Raw genomic sequence first — 14514 nt, 5'->3', positions numbered from 1 at the left:
CCGAGCCGGGCGTGACGGACGTCACCGCCCGTCTTGGAAGTTGAGTCGGCCCCACTCAGTTCTTTTGACATGAGCCCGACGACCTGACCAGTATTGAGTCAGCGGGCCGTACGACCCGAACCACGGATTTCCACCCGTACCCAGCTACGAAGGAGCACCAGACATGGCACGAGCCGTCGGCATCGACCTCGGCACCACGAACTCCGCCGTCGCCGTCCTGAGCGGCGGCGAGCCGGAGGTCATCGCCAACGCCGAGGGCGCCCGCACCACCCCCAGCGTCGTCGCGTTCGCGAAGAACGGCGAGGTCCTCGTCGGTGAGGTCGCGAAGCGCCAGGCCGTCACCAACGTCGACCGCACCATCCGCTCGGTCAAGCGCCACATCGGCGAGGGCGACTGGACGGTCAAGATCGACGCCAAGGACTACACCCCCCAGGAGATCAGCGCCCGCGTGCTGCAGAAGCTCAAGCGCGACGCCGAGTCCTACCTCGGCGAGGACGTCACCGACGCGGTGATCACCGTCCCCGCCTACTTCTCCGACGCGCAGCGCCAGGCCACCAAGGAGGCCGGCCAGATCGCCGGCCTGAACGTCCTGCGCATCGTCAACGAGCCGACCGCGGCCGCGCTGGCCTACGGCCTCGACAAGGGCGAGACCGACCAGACCATCCTCGTCTTCGACCTCGGTGGCGGCACCTTCGACGTGTCGCTGCTCGAGATCGGCGACGGCGTCATCGAGGTCAAGGCCACCAACGGCGACAACCACCTCGGCGGTGACGACTGGGACCAGCGCATCATCGACTGGCTGGTCGACAAGTTCCGCAGCGGCCACGGCATCGACCTGACCAAGGACAAGATGGCGATGCAGCGGCTGCGCGAGGCCGCCGAGAAGGCGAAGGTCGAGCTCAGCTCGTCGTCGTCGACCTCGATCAACCTGCCCTACATCACGCAGGACGCCGAGAAGAACCCGCTGTTCCTGGACGAGACGCTCTCGCGCGCCGAGTTCCAGAAGATCACCAGCGATCTGCTCGAGCGCACGAAGCAGCCGTTCAACAACGTCATCAAGGACGCCGGCATCAGTCTCGGCCAGATCGACCACGTCGTGCTCGTGGGTGGATCCACCCGCATGCCGGCCGTGACCGAGCTGGTCAAGGAGCTCACCGGCGGCAAGGAGCCCAACAAGGGCGTCAACCCCGACGAGGTCGTCGCCGTCGGCGCGGCCCTGCAGGCCGGCGTGCTCAAGGGCGACGTCAAGGACGTCCTGCTGCTCGACGTCACGCCGCTGTCCCTCGGCATCGAGACCAAGGGCGGCATCATGACCAAGCTGATCGAGCGCAACACCACGATCCCGACCAAGCGTTCGGAGATCTTCTCGACCGCCGAGGACAACCAGTCCAGCGTCCAGATCCAGGTCTACCAGGGCGAGCGCGACATCGCGGCCTACAACAAGCGCCTCGGCGTCTTCGACCTGGACAACCTGCCGCCGGCGCCCCGCGGCGTGCCGCAGATCGAGGTCACCTTCGACATCGACGCCAACGGCATCGTCCACGTGTCGGCCAAGGACCGCGCCACCAACCGCGAGCAGGGCATGACGATCACCGGCGGCTCGGGCCTCACCAAGGACGAGATCGACCAGATGATGAAGGACGCCGAGGCCCACGCGGCCGAGGATGCCGAGCGTCGCGACCAGGCCGAGGTCCGCAACTCCGCCGAGGGGCTGCAGTTCACGACCGAGAAGTTCCTCACCGAGAACGGCGACAAGATCCCGGCCGACAAGAAGACCGAGCTCGAGGCCGCGCTCGAGGAGCTGCGCACGCAACTGCAGGGCGCCGACTACGACGGCATCAAGGCGGCGCAGGAGAAGCTCTCCACGCTCGCGACCGAGACCGGCGGCGCCATGTACGCGGCGGCGCAGGCCGAGACCGACGCCGCCGGCGGTGCCGCCGGTGCCGGCGCCGGCCCGGACTTCTCCAAGCCGGCCGACGCGGGCGACGACACCGTCGTCGACGCCGAGGTCGTGGACGAGGGACCGGCTGAGGAGAACAAGTGACCTCGGCAGAAGGCGCTCGCCCGGCCGAGCCGGAGGAGCCACCGATCCGCTTCACCGACAACCGCAAGATCCGCATCGACGACGACGCTCCGCCCGCGGCTCCGGCCGCGGGCGGCCCGCCCGCGGACGCCGCCCCGTCGGCCGACGAGACAGCGGCACCGTCGACGCAGGCCGAACCGGACGTGCCCACCGTCCCGCTGGAGGACCTGCAGCGGCTCTCGGCCGAGTACACCAACTACCGGCGACGCGCCGAGCGCGAGCGGCTGGCGGCAGGGGAGGTCGCGACCGGCAAGGTCGTCACCGAGCTGCTCCCGGTGCTCGACGACCTCGACCGCGCCAAGGCGCACGGCGACCTGACCGGCGCGCTGAAGGCGGTGGCCGACAAGCTCGACGCCGTCTTCGGCAAGCTCGGCGTGGCCGCGTTCGGCGAGGTAGGCGATCCGTTCGACCCGTCCCGGCACGAGGCCGTCATGCACGACGAGAGCGACGCCGTCACGGTGCCGACCTGCACCACGGTCATGCGGCAGGGTTACCTGCTCGGCGACCGGCTCGTCCGTCCCGCCATGGTCGGGGTCAGCGACCCGGTCGGCGGCGCGGGCCCGGAGGTCGCCGACGCGATCGAGGACGCCACCGCCGGCGCCGAACGCCACACGACCGAGGCCGACGACGCAGCAGAGCAACCCCAGCAGAGCAACTGACGATGTCGCTGCAGCGGTTCGGGACCGACCGTCTCCCCGGCCTGCTCGGACGGAAGAGCGTGTCCTCGCCCTGACGGCCGGGGAGCCAGTCCGTCCCGAACCGCTGCGGCCGGTCGACGGTCGACCTGCGGACCGTCAGAGGCGGACACGCTCTTCCGTCCGCCAGGTCCGCAGGTCGAGCGTCGACCGGACGTACCGCACCAGACACGACGAAGGAAGGTGACCCGCGCGTGGCCAACGTGGAGAAGGACTACTACGCGGCGCTCGGCGTCGCCAAGGACGCGTCGCAGTCGGAGGTCAAGAAGGCCTACCGCAAGCTGGCCCGCGACAATCATCCCGACACCCATCCCGGGGACACCGCGGCGGAGGGCCGGTTCAAGGACGTCTCCGAGGCCTACGGCGTGCTGTCGGACACCGCGAAGCGGGCCGAGTACGACGAGCAGCGCGCGCTGTTCGCCGGCGGCGGACCGCGCTTCGGGGGCGGCGGCGGGGGGTTCCCGGGCGGGGGCGCGTCGCAGTCGTTCGACATGTCCGACCTGTTCGGTGGGCAGAGCGGCAACATCAACGACCTGTTCGACGGGCTGTTCGGCGGGGGTGGCGGGGGCCGTACCCGCACGACGTCGGGGCCGCGGCGCGGCCGTGACGTGAACGCGACCGTCGATCTCGGGTTCGACGAGGCCGTCCGCGGCACCACGCTGCCGCTGAAGCTCTCCTCCCCGGGGGCGTGCCGCAACTGCCACGGCAGCGGCGCGCGCCCCGGCACGACACCGCGGCGCTGCCCGACGTGTGGCGGCAGCGGCTCGGTGGTGCGCAACCAGGGCGGGTTCGGGTTCAGCGAGCCGTGCGTCGAGTGCCGGGGCACCGGTCAGCTCATCGACGACCCGTGCCCGGTGTGCGCGGGGTCGGGCACGACGACCGAGACGCGGACCATCACCGTCCGCATCCCCGCGGGCGTGCGTGACGGCGCGAAGGTCCGCGTGCCGGGCAAGGGCACGCCGGGGGCCAACGGCGGTCCGGCCGGCGACCTGTTCGTCACCGTCGCGGTGGGCACGCACCGGCTGTTCGGCCGGGCGGGCAACGACCTGACGTTGGCGGTGCCGATCAGCTTCACCGAGGCGGCGCTCGGAACGACGCTGCGGGTGCCGACGCTGGACGCGCCCGTGAGCCTGCGGATCGCCCCGGGGACGCCGTCCGGACGTACCCTTCGCGTGCGGGGCAGGGGCGTGCCGACCAAGAGCGGCGCCGGCGACCTGCTCGTGACCGTGGAGGTTGCCGTGCCGCCCGAGCTCGACGACACCGCCCGCGCCGCGCTGCAGGCGTACGCGGCCACGCAGGCCGGGGATCCGCGCCCGGAGATCACGGCCGCATTGGGGGCGGCGACCGGGAGCGCCCCGTGACCCGGCACCAGCCACCGCCCGAGGACGCGCCGGTCTACGTCATCTCGATCGCGGCGGAGCTGGCCGGCATGCACGCGCAGACGCTGCGCCAGTACGACCGGTTGGGGTTGGTCACCCCGGGCCGGACCGCCGGCGGCGGCCGCCGCTACTCGCTGCGCGACGTCGCGTTGCTGCGCGAGGTGCAGCGCCTGTCGCAGGACGAGGGCGTCAACCTCGCGGGCATCAAGCGCATCATCGAGCTCGAGTCCCACGTCGACGCGCTGCGGCTGCGGGTCAAGGAGCTCGCCGACGAACTCGACCACGCGCGGGCCGAGCTGGCTGCCCGCTCGGGCGCCTCGACCGCGCTCGTGGTCTGGCAGCCGCAGCCCGCCCGGCGTCGCCGTCGCTGATCCGGCGTGGGCCTCGTGCCACGACGATGACACGCTGTGCGGCGTGAGCTTCGACGTGCTGTTCGTGTGCACCGGCAACCTGTGCCGATCCCCGATGGCCGAGCGACTGATGCTGGCGCGGCTGCGGGTGGGCGCCGACGTACGGGTGCACAGCGCCGGTACTCGCGCCGCCGTCGGCCGCGGCATGGACCAGCCCTCGGCGCAGGTGCTGCGCGAGCTCGGCGGCGACCCGGAGGGCCACGTGGCCGTGCAGCTGCAACCGGGCGACGTCGAGCGAGCCGGGTTGATCCTGACGGCCACGTCGGAGCACCGGTCGCGCGTGGTGCAGGAGACGCCGCGCGCCATGCGGCGCGCCTTCACCGTGCGGGAGTTCGCGCGGCTCGGCGCGCGCGTGGAGCCGCCGGAGTCACTCGTCGCGCAGGTGGCGGCCGTGGCCGCCCAGCGCGGGTACGTCGACCCGCCCGAGGCGGGCGCCGACGAGATCCTCGACCCGATCGGGCAGTCCGCCGCGTTCGTGCAGGAGGTCGGCCGGCAGCTCGACGACAGCGTGGCCGAGGTCGTCCGGATCCTCGGCCTGGACCGCTAGCGCCCCGGGACGGTCTCGTCGGTCGCGGTGTCGCGGTCCTGCGGCGTGAGCTGGTCCGGCGAGAGCTCGGCGGCGCCCTCGCCCCGCTTGCCGTGGCCGTCACGCTCCGGGCGATACGTGTAGTAGTAGTTGTTCTCGTAGTCGTAACGGCCGGTCGTCCGGCTGACCATGTTCAGGACGACCCCGACCGGCGCCTCGCCGACCTTCTCCAGCGCCGCCACCGACCGGCGCGCCTGCTCGCGGGTCGTCTTCCCCGCGCGGTGCACGACGACGGTCGCCTGCGACATCGCCGCGACCTCGGCACCGTCGGCGACGGGGAGCAGCGGCGCGGTGTCGATGACGGTGTAGTCGACGTGCGCGGCGACCTCGGCGATCACGTTGCGCGCCTGCTCGGAGTTCAGCAGCTCGCTGGGGTTCGGCGGCACCGGCCCCGAGGTGAGGACGGCGAGGTTGCGGCCGATGTTCTGCAGCGCGTCCAGGACCGACGTGCGGCCGATGAGCACGGTGGTGAAGCCGACGTCGGTCACCAGACCCAGCGTCTTGCCGATGGTGGGACGGCGCAGGTCGGCCTCGATCAGGCACACCCGGTGGCCGGCCTCGGCCAGGGCGGCGGCGAGATTCATCGACGTCGTCGACTTCCCCTCGCCCGGGATCGCGCTGGTGACGGCGATGATGCGCGGCGCGTTGTCGACCTTGACGAACTGCAGGTTCGTGCGCAGCTGCCGGTAGGCCTCGGATCGCGTGCTGTGCGGGTCGCCGCGGAACGCGACCGGGGTGCGTGCGGTGCGCTTGTCGAGCGGGATCATCCCGAGCACCGGCACCCCGACGTTCTCGAAGTCGGCCGGTCCCTTCACGGTGTTGTCGAGGAGGTCTCGCAGCACCACCAGGCCCAGCCCGACCAGCAGGCCCAGGACGAACCCGAGGCCGACGTTGACCGTCCGGTTCGGCTTCACCGGGCTCGTCGGGACGGTCGCGGGGTGGATCACGGTCAGCTTGACGACGGGCTTGCCGGCGGAGTCGGTCTGCTCGACCTTGCGCGCCACGACGGAGTCGAACTCCTCGGCGACGGCGTTGGCGAGCCGCGCGGCACGCGTCGGGCTGCCGTCGGTGACGTGCAGGTTGATGAGCGTCTTGTTCTGCGGCGCGTCGGCGGTGATCTTGTCGGCGAGCTGCTGCGACGTCAGCCCGAGGCGCGTCCGCGCGACCACGGCGTCGGTCACGTCCGGACTGTTCGCGACGCTCGTGTACGACTGCACCCGGTCGGAGGTGAAGGCGTTGCCCTGGGCCAGCTGCGAGGCGTCGCTGGTCGGCGACGTGGCGACGAAGACCTCGACGCTCGCCTCGTACACCTTGGACGTCGCTGCGGTCAGTCCGATGCCGGCGGCGACCCCCAACACGGTGCACACGAGCACCAGGGGCCAGCCCCGGCGGAGAATGCGCAGGAACTCACGTGGGTCCATCTACCGTCCTTCTGAGCGAGCCGGCACAGAATAACGCGAATCGCACGCAGTGGACCCGTCGCAGTGCCCGAGCGTGTCCTGCACGGACAGTTCGCTTCGCACCCGGACGATATGACCGTACGTGCACACGCCACCATGCGACATCAACACCGGGACGGTGTTAGGTTGTCGCGTCCCAGCGGGGAAGGACCTTCGGCTGATGTCACGAAGCATCCCGGGCTCGACGGTGCTGATCACCGGAGGGACCGGGTCGTTCGGCTCCACGATGGTCCGACGGCTGCTCACGGGCGACGTCGGCACGGTCAAGATCCTGAGCCGGGACGAGGCCAAGCAGGACGACCTCAGGCGCGCCCTGGGCGATCCCCGCGCGAAGTTCTACCTGGGCGACGTGCGCGACCGCGACAGCGTCGCCGAGGCGATGGACGGCGTGGACCACGTCTTCCACGCGGCCGCGCTCAAGCAGGTGCCCTCGTGCGAGTTCTTCCCGGCCCAGGCCGTGCGGACGAACGTCCAGGGCAGCGCCAACGTCATCGACGCCGCCGCCGACGCCGGCGCGGCGTCCGTCGTCTGCCTGAGCACCGACAAGGCGGTCTACCCGGTCAACGCGATGGGCATGACGAAGGCCCTGATGGAGAAGACCGCGCAGGCCTTCGCCCGCAACAACCCGGCGTCGGGCACCGTCGTCTCGGTCGTCCGGTACGGCAACGTCATGTACTCCCGGGGTTCGGTCATCCCCCTGTTCGTGGAGCAGGCGCTCGCCGGCCGGCCGCTCACGGTCACCGACCCGCACATGACGCGGTTCCTCATGTCGCTCGCGGAGTCGGTGCAGCTGGTCGAGTACGCCTTCGAGCACGCGAGCCCCGGCGACCTGTTCGTCCGCAAGGCACCCGCGTCGACGGTCGCCGATCTCGCCGCGGCGGTCTCGCGGCTGCTCGGCGGCGAGCAGGCGCCGGTGACCATCGGCACGCGGCACGGCGAGAAGCTCTACGAGACCCTCCTCAGCCGCGAGGAGATGGTCTACGCCCAGGACCGCGGTGACTACTACCGGGTCCCCCTGGACGCCCGGTCGCTGGACTACGGCCTCTACTTCGACGAGGGCGACCGTCGCCAGATCGACCAGGACGACTACACGTCGCACAACACCCGCAGGCTGGACGTGGAGGGCACCGTCGAGCTGCTGCACACCCTGCCCGAGGTGCAGGCGTTGCTCGGCGGGCGCGCCGGATGACCGTCGTCGTCACGGGTGCGGCGGGCTTCCTCGGCTGGCACCTGCGCTGCGCGCTGCGGGCGGCGGGGGTCACCGACGTGCGTACCGTCGACCGGGCGCAGTGGTCGTCACCGGCCGAGCTCGACGCGGCGACGCGGGGCGCCACGACGGTGTACCACCTCGCGGGCGCGAACCGTGCCGAGCCCGACGAGCTGCGCGATGCGAACTCCTCGCTGGCCGCGACGCTCACGGCGTCGCTCGACCGGACGGTGCCGACGCCGCCCACCGTGGTCTTCGCCAACTCGATCCAGGCCGGCAACGGGACGCCCTTCGGCGACGGCAAGTCGGCCGCGAGCAGCCACCTGGCCGACTGGGGACGCAGCCGCGGTGCACGCATCGTCGACGCCCGGTTGCCGAACCTGTTCGGCGAGCACGGCCGACCGCGCTACAACTCGGTGGTCGCCACGTTCTGCGACCAGCTCGCCCGCGGCGAGGAGCCCACGATCCACGAGGACCGGGAACTGCCCCTGCTGCACGTGCAGGACGCCGTCGACCGGCTCGTCTCGGCGGCCGACGACGGCTCCACCACCGATCCACGGTTCGACGTCGAACCGACGAGCGTCTCGGCCGTGCTCGGGACGCTGCGCGAGTTCAGCGGCCGGTACGCGACGGGCGACATCCCCGACGTCGGCGACCACTTCCGCCTCGCGCTGTTCAACACCTACCGTTCGTTCACGTTCCCCCACGCCTTCCCGATCCTGCCGGTGCTCCACGCCGACGACCGCGGCCGGCTGTTCGAGTTCGCGCGATCCGGTGGCCAGGGTCAGTCGTTCGCGTCGACGACGGCGCCGGGACGGGTGCGGGGCGAGCACTGGCATCGACGCAAGGTCGAGCGGTTCCTGGTGCTGGCGGGTACCGCGGAGATCAGGCTGCGTCGGCTCTTCGACGAGGAGGTCGTGACGTTCCGGGTCGACGGCGACACCCCCGCCATCGTCGACATGCCCACCATGTGGGCGCATTCGTTGACGAATGTCGGCGACGGCGAGCTGGTGACCCTGTTCTGGGCCAGCCCCCTGCTCGACCCGGAAGATCCCGACACCTTCCGCGAGCCGGTCGACCATCACCAGGTCGCGTAGCAGCATGATCACGGGAAAGCGGAGAGCTGGAACGCGCTCGTGACGCGATCGCAGAACGTCGCCATCGTGGGGCAGGGTTACGTCGGCCTGCCGCTCGCCATGTGCGGCGTGGCCGCGGGCCACCACGTCGTCGGAATCGACAGCGACGAGCGCAAGGTCGCCGGTCTGCGCGACGGGGTGTCCCACGTCGAGGACATCACCGACGCGCTCGTCGCCGATGCGCTCGCCGGCGGCCGCTACCGGCCGACGAGCTCGTACGACGACGCCGCCGGCTTCGACGTCGCCGTCATCACGGTGCCCACGCCGCTGCAGGACGGCCTGCCGGACGTCTCTCACATCGAGACCGCCGTGCGGCAGCTCGCGCCGCAGTTGCGACGGGGCGCGCTGGTGGTCCTGGAGTCCACCACCTACCCCGGCACCACCGACGAGATGGTGGCGCCGCTGCTGGCCGAGCTGACCGGCCTCTCGGCGGGAGCGGACTTCCTGCTCGGTTACAGCCCCGAGCGCATCGACCCCGGCAACCCGCAGTGGCACATCGGCAACACGCCCAAGATCGTGTCCGGCATCGACGCGCGGTCGCTGGCGGCGGTGGACGAGTTCTACTCCGGCCTCGTGGACGTGACCGTCCCCGTCGCCAGCACCCGACAGGCCGAGCTCGCGAAGCTGCTCGAGAACACCTTCCGCCACATCAACATCGCGCTGGTCAACGAGATCGCCGTCTTCGCCCACCAGATGGACATCGACATCTGGGGCACGATCGACGCCGCCGCCACCAAGCCGTACGGGTTCATGAAGTTCGTCCCCGGGCCCGGGGTCGGTGGCCACTGCCTGCCCGTCGACCCGAGCTACCTGTCGTGGCAGGTCAGGCGCACGCTCGGCCGATCGTCCCGGTTCATCGAGCTCGCCAACGACGTCAACAACCACATGCCCGACTACGTGGTGCAGCGCCTGATCGAGGGGCTGAACCGCCGCGAGAAGAGCCTGCGCGGCAGCCGCATCGTGGTCCTCGGCGCGTCGTACAAACGCAATAGCGCAGACCTGCGCGAATCTCCCACCATCCGGATCCTCGAACTGCTCAAGCAGTTCGACGCCGTGGTCACCGTCGTGGATCCGCTGGTCGCCGCCGATGCGCTGCCGGCCCACGTCGCGCGAGCCGACCTGACCGAGAGCGTCGTGCGCGGCGCGGACGCCGTGCTGATCGCGGTGGCCCACGAGGTCTTCGACTTCGACTTCGTCCAGCGTCACGCTGCCTACATACTCGACACCCAGAGAGTGACTGATGGACCAGCCACCGATCTGCTCTAGGACGGCTCGATGCTCAAGGTCATGACCGTGGTTGGCACCCGGCCGGAGATCATCCGGCTGTCCAGGGTCATCATCCGGCTCGACGACGAGTTCGACCACCAGCTCGTCCACACCGGCCAGAACTGGGATCCGCAGCTCAGCGACGTGTTCTTCCGCGAACTGGGGCTGCGGCAACCCGATCACTGGCTACAGGTCCCCGTCACCTCGCTCGGAGCCACGCTCGGCGGCGTCCTGTCGGGGGTGGAGCCGGTTCTGGCGGAGCAACGGCCGGACGCGGTCCTCATCCTGGGCGACACCAACAGCTGCCTGGCGGCGATCATGGCGAAGCGGATGGGAATCCCGGTCTTTCACATGGAGGCCGGCAATCGGTGTTTCGACGAGAACGTGCCCGAGGAGACGAATCGGCGCATCGTCGACCACACCGCCGACTTCAACCTCTGCTACACCGAACACGCCCGGCGCAACCTCCTGGCGGAGGGGCTCCCCGCCCGCCGGGTGTTCGTCACCGGGTCACCCATGGCCGAGGTCCTCGCCGCCTACCGGGACCAGATCGACGGCTCGGACGTCCTCTCGCGGCTCGGCCTGGAACCGGGTGACTACTACGTGGCCTCCCTGCACCGGCAGGAGAACATCGACGACCCGGCGCGGCTGGCGACGCTGCTGGCTGCTGTCGACGGGCTCGCCCGCGACACCGGCCGTCGGGTGGTGGTCAGCACGCACCCCCGCCTGCGACGTCACCTCGGTGCGCAGCAGGACGGCCACCACAGCGGTGTGCAGTTCCTCGAACCCTTCGGCTACTTCGACTACAACCAGCTCCAGCAGCACGCCCGGTGCGTGCTGTCCGACAGCGGCACGATCAGCGAGGAGTCCGCCATCTCCGGCTTTCCCGCCGTCACCGTCCGCGATTCGATGGAGCGCCCCGAGGCGCTCGACGGCGGCAACATCGTGCTCACCGGCGTCGACGAGGCCGCGATCCGCCGGGCCGTCCAACTCGTCAGCGCCCAGTGGGAGTCGGGCGTACGGCCGGCCGTCCCGGCGGCGTACGCGGTGCCCGACGTCTCGCTGCGGGTGAGCCGACTCATCGCCGGGCTCGCCGGCGTGCACGGTGGATGGCTCGGGCTACGTGCTCCCGCAACCACTGACCCGACTCGATGACCACGTCACTGCTTCTCGGCCTGATCCTGCAGGCCGTCGCCGTCGCCCTGTTGTTCGTCGTGTTCCGGCGATCGATGTTCCGCCGCACTGGCACGTACCTCCTGCTCGCCATGGTCGTCTTCCACGGCGTCACCGAGCTGCTCCAACTTGCCTCGGGCGCCCGGTCCCAGTACCGGTCCTCGATCCCCCAGCACTCCCTCGACGCCTGGTACCTCGACATCGGTGCCGCGTGCGTGGTCTACGCGGCTGCGTACGCGCTCGTCGCCCGGCGTAGCCCGGCGCCGGTCACGGCCGGCCAGGTGGCGCGCGTCCTGACCGTCTTCGACTGGCGCGTCCTGGCCGTGTTGACCGCGCCGCTCGTCGCCATCGTCGCGCGGGGCGGTTACCACGTCAGCGTCGCCGGCCCCGTGACGAACTTCGACCCGACGCAGTCCGGGCTCGCCGGCCAGTTCACGACCCTTGGTATCACGCTCACCAGCATCAGCTTCATCGCCCGGCACCCGCGCGCGTTCGTCCCGGCGTTCCTCGTCGAGATGGCCGCCGAGGTGCTCGTGGGTCAGCGGCTGGACGTCCTCACCGCCGCGCTGGCGACGGTCGTCGGACTGGCGGTCATCGGCCGACGGGTGCGGCTGCGAGCCGTCGTCGCCGCGGCGCTGATCGCCGGCTTCGTCGGGCTGTCCTTGAACGCGGCACGCGCGCAGTTCGGGCGCGATGAGTACAACAATGCGACCTCGGCAACCGCCCGACTCAGCCTGATCGCCCGGGGCTCCGCCGCACTCGTCACCGGCGCGTCGGCCAAGTACGACAACGCCACGCAGCCCACCGCGATACGCATCGACGGCAACACGTTCGCAGCCGGCGAGACGGCCGCGCTGGCCGGCGGCACGCGCCCGGCAGGTCTCGGGACCGTCGTGAACGACGCCAAGCTCGCAGTCCCCAGCTTCCTAGCCCCGGGCAAGCTCTCGACGTCCCTCGCGGACAGGTCGGAGAAGTTCGCGTTGCAGGACCACTTCTCGCTCAGCTACTCGGCGGACTTCATCCCCACGCAGATGGGAGCGGCTCTCGGCTACTTCGGGCCGATCGGGCTGCTGTTCTTTGCAGGCCTCTTCGCGGTCGGTTTCGGCCTCGTGGACCGGGCTGCCGGCCGCAGACTGACGGCCTGGACGTATCTACTGACCATCGGCTCGCTGATCGCGGCACTCTCGTACGAGGGCACCAACGAGACCTACTTCGTAACGGCGCGCGGCGTCGTCGCCGCGTACGTCCTACTCGCAGGACTCGCGTGGCTGCGGACCAGGCGTTCCGCGCCGCGTGACGAGCACCCGGATCTCGCGCCGGAGCGTGCTGCGCTGACGCCGGCGTAGCCCTACCGCTCGGTGGGTACGAGCGGCTTCGAGAAGACGGCGACGACGTTCTGCGTGACCAGATGACCGCGCAGCACGCCGGTCTCACTCGCGAGAGAGAGCTTCATGGCCAACGAGAACACCCTCCACACCAAGCCGCGGACGTTGCTGATCAGCCCGTGCCGGATCGGGTCGCAGGGGTGGACGTCGGCCTGGTCAAAGCCGGTGGCGGACCCGATCTGTCGCAGACTGCGAGCCGTGAAGGCCGTCTCGTGGGTGAAGTCGCCGAAGTGGTAGTTACCGGCGAACGGACTCACCATGTTCGGAACGCGCGCGATGAACCGACCGCCCGGCACCAGCAGGTCGAGCACGCGGTCGAAAGCCTCCACCACCTCGTCCTTGGACAGGTGCTCCAGGAAGTCCGTCGCCGTCACCACGTCGAAGCTGGCCGGCGGCAGATCGCTGCGGAAATCGCCCAAGGTCACCGACGCGATACCGGCAGCGTGGGCCAGCTCCACCTGCTCCGGACTGACGTCGATGCCCTCGGCCGCGGCGTAACCGCAGTCGCGCAGCGCGCGGACGAGACCGCCCTGCCCGCACCCGACATCGAGTGTGCGGATCGCACGGTCGGCGGGTAGATGGGGGTAGACGTCGCGTCGGAACGCCAAGTCGTCGTCGGCCGAGGCGCGCACGCCGGCATGGGTAGTCGCGTAAGCCCGGTAGAATCGCGACTTGGTCTGTTCGGACATTCCCATGGCGTCTCCTTCACATCCGACCGGGTTTCGGCGGACGGCCGTCAAGCGTGCAATTCGCCCAGCATGGCGGTCAGCCTGCGTTCGTAGGAGTGCTCATGGCGGGCGCGTTCGGATGCCGCGGCTCCGACGGCGCGCCCGACGTCCGGTCCGGCCAGCAGGGTCCGGCAGTGCCCCAGCAGCTCGTCGTAGGACGAGAACGCGAGCACCTCGCTCGGCTCGTCGAAGACATCGCCGAGTCCGTCGCGACGCTCGCACAACACGGCGCCACCCGAGGCCGCGGCCTCGAACAGGCGGCAGTTGACGCCCACCATCTCCCCCGGGTGCAGGTTGTTGAGCACGCCGCGCGCGCGACGGAAGGCCGCCGCCTTCTCTTCGCGGGCGATGTAGGCACCCCGCGGCACGTCGGCCAGGGCGCCCCCGGCCAGCCACCGCGGCAGCCCGTTGCCGTGAATCTTCAGCGGCACGCCGTCACGGATCAACCGCTCGAGCAGTCGGGCGCGCGTCGGGTAGACCGAGCCCACGACGACGATGTGCGGTTCGCGGCCGTAGTCGCCGATCGGCCGATGCCACGTCGGGTTGCACGCCTCGGGCAGGTAGTGGGCGGGCAGGCCGTAGACGTCGCGCAGCCGCTGCGCCAGCCAGCTGTCCTTGAAGAACAGCGCGTCGTAGGGCGCCGCAGCCATGGCCATGCGGCCGACGTTGGCGACCGCGTCCGGGTACCAGAGGCAGACCTTGTCACTGACGTCCTTGAGCGCGGCGACGATGTCGGGCATTAGACCGTGCAGGATCGAGATGACGACGTCGCAGCGCGCCCTCGCCGCCCGCGCGACGACGGCCCGCTGAGTCAGCTGCTCGGCCTCGGCGCCGAATCGGCGCGCCAACTCGGTGACCTTGGCCGACAACTTCCCGACGGGAAGGCCGGGGCTGCCGAGCGAAACGGCGTCGTATCCCATCTGCTGCAGCGTGACGACGACGTTCTCGGCGAAGCTGTCGTCGTAGATCGGCCCGACGACGCCTACGCGCACCGCCGCCTCCCAGG

Annotated in this window: 13 protein-coding genes; 10 read left to right on the top strand and 3 right to left on the bottom strand. The window is 70.6% G+C overall.

Annotated features, from left to right (window positions below; translation table 11 throughout):
- Positions 1-163: 163 nt before the first annotated feature.
- The 5 genes from dnaK to BUE29_RS09735 all read left to right on the top strand — a co-directional run bounded on the left by dnaK (position 164) and on the right by BUE29_RS09735 (position 5114).
- The gene (gene dnaK / locus BUE29_RS09755) at positions 164-2044 is read left to right on the top strand and encodes a molecular chaperone DnaK (RefSeq protein ID WP_073389152.1); all 1881 of its coding nucleotides are present in this window, start codon (positions 164-166) and stop codon (positions 2042-2044) included.
- Complete coding sequence (locus tag BUE29_RS09750) at positions 2041-2742, top strand: nucleotide exchange factor GrpE (RefSeq protein WP_073389149.1); 702 nt, start codon at positions 2041-2043, stop codon at positions 2740-2742. Before dnaK ends, BUE29_RS09750 begins: the two co-directional genes overlap by 4 nt.
- Before the next feature lie 230 nt (positions 2743-2972).
- Complete coding sequence (dnaJ, locus tag BUE29_RS09745) at positions 2973-4139, top strand: molecular chaperone DnaJ (RefSeq protein WP_073389147.1); 1167 nt, start codon at positions 2973-2975, stop codon at positions 4137-4139.
- Positions 4136-4528 (top strand): heat shock protein transcriptional repressor HspR, encoded by a 393-nt coding sequence (locus BUE29_RS09740; RefSeq protein WP_073389144.1) that lies wholly within the window; start codon positions 4136-4138, stop codon positions 4526-4528. Before dnaJ ends, BUE29_RS09740 begins: the two co-directional genes overlap by 4 nt.
- 43 nt (positions 4529-4571) lie before the next feature.
- Positions 4572-5114: an arsenate reductase/protein-tyrosine-phosphatase family protein gene (locus BUE29_RS09735; RefSeq protein ID WP_084180889.1), complete on the top strand. Its 543-nt coding sequence runs from the start codon at positions 4572-4574 to the stop codon at positions 5112-5114.
- On the opposite strand, the gene BUE29_RS09730 is transcribed toward BUE29_RS09735, so the two are convergent.
- On the bottom strand, positions 5111-6574 hold the full coding sequence (locus tag BUE29_RS09730) for a tyrosine-protein kinase domain-containing protein (protein WP_073389139.1): 1464 nt from the start codon (positions 6572-6574) through the stop codon (positions 5111-5113). The genes BUE29_RS09735 and BUE29_RS09730 overlap by 4 nt on opposite strands.
- A gap of 199 nt (positions 6575-6773) precedes the next feature.
- Between BUE29_RS09730 and BUE29_RS09725 the strand changes: the two genes are divergently transcribed.
- From BUE29_RS09725 to BUE29_RS09705, 5 genes are read left to right on the top strand one after another with little or no spacing between them, the layout of a single operon-like run.
- Positions 6774-7802: a polysaccharide biosynthesis protein gene (locus BUE29_RS09725; RefSeq protein WP_073389136.1), complete on the top strand. Its 1029-nt coding sequence runs from the start codon at positions 6774-6776 to the stop codon at positions 7800-7802.
- Positions 7799-8917, top strand: coding sequence for a polysaccharide biosynthesis C-terminal domain-containing protein (locus BUE29_RS09720; RefSeq protein ID WP_073389133.1), 1119 nt, complete (start codon positions 7799-7801; stop codon positions 8915-8917). The genes BUE29_RS09725 and BUE29_RS09720 overlap by 4 nt, the downstream gene beginning before the upstream one ends.
- Positions 8918-8956: 39 nt before the next feature.
- A complete protein-coding gene (locus BUE29_RS09715) occupies positions 8957-10222 on the top strand; it encodes a nucleotide sugar dehydrogenase (protein WP_073389130.1) in 1266 nt (421 codons plus the stop codon).
- 21 nt (positions 10223-10243) lie between these two features.
- Positions 10244-11377 carry a non-hydrolyzing UDP-N-acetylglucosamine 2-epimerase gene (wecB, locus tag BUE29_RS09710; RefSeq protein ID WP_234971404.1) on the top strand — a complete coding sequence of 378 codons (1134 nt, stop codon included), beginning with the start codon at positions 10244-10246 and terminating at the stop codon, positions 11375-11377.
- Positions 11374-12741 carry a hypothetical protein gene (locus BUE29_RS09705; protein WP_073389124.1) on the top strand — a complete coding sequence of 456 codons (1368 nt, stop codon included), beginning with the start codon at positions 11374-11376 and terminating at the stop codon, positions 12739-12741. Before wecB ends, BUE29_RS09705 begins: the two co-directional genes overlap by 4 nt.
- A gap of 2 nt (positions 12742-12743) precedes the next feature.
- On the opposite strand, the gene BUE29_RS09700 is transcribed toward BUE29_RS09705, so the two are convergent.
- Entirely contained in the window at positions 12744-13475 is a 732-nt protein-coding gene (locus tag BUE29_RS09700) for a class I SAM-dependent methyltransferase (RefSeq protein WP_084180888.1), read from the bottom strand.
- Between the two features lie 41 nt (positions 13476-13516).
- Positions 13517-14500 (bottom strand): CgeB family protein, encoded by a 984-nt coding sequence (locus BUE29_RS09695; protein WP_073389118.1) that lies wholly within the window; start codon positions 14498-14500, stop codon positions 13517-13519.
- Positions 14501-14514 lie beyond the last annotated feature (14 nt).

Source organism: Jatrophihabitans endophyticus (genome assembly GCF_900129455.1).
Taxonomy (GTDB): Bacteria; Actinomycetota; Actinomycetes; order Mycobacteriales; family Jatrophihabitantaceae; genus Jatrophihabitans; species Jatrophihabitans endophyticus.
The sequence above is the reverse complement of the archived record's forward strand: the minus strand, read 5'-3'. Positions and strand labels throughout refer to the sequence as shown.

What these genes read in the sequence shown, in the direction of transcription:
- BUE29_RS09700 (WP_084180888.1), bottom strand. Translation starts at nt 13,475, where the DNA reads ATGGGAATGTCCGAACAGACCAAGTCGCGATTCTACCGGGCTTACGCG.
- BUE29_RS09725 (WP_073389136.1), top strand. Translation starts at nt 6,774, where the DNA reads ATGTCACGAAGCATCCCGGGCTCGACGGTGCTGATCACCGGAGGGACC.
- BUE29_RS09730 (WP_073389139.1), bottom strand. Translation starts at nt 6,574, where the DNA reads ATGGACCCACGTGAGTTCCTGCGCATTCTCCGCCGGGGCTGGCCCCTG.
- BUE29_RS09705 (WP_073389124.1), top strand. Translation starts at nt 11,374, where the DNA reads ATGACCACGTCACTGCTTCTCGGCCTGATCCTGCAGGCCGTCGCCGTC.
- BUE29_RS09720 (WP_073389133.1), top strand. Translation starts at nt 7,799, where the DNA reads ATGACCGTCGTCGTCACGGGTGCGGCGGGCTTCCTCGGCTGGCACCTG.
- dnaK (WP_073389152.1), top strand. Translation starts at nt 164, where the DNA reads ATGGCACGAGCCGTCGGCATCGACCTCGGCACCACGAACTCCGCCGTC.
- wecB (WP_234971404.1), top strand. Translation starts at nt 10,244, where the DNA reads ATGACCGTGGTTGGCACCCGGCCGGAGATCATCCGGCTGTCCAGGGTC.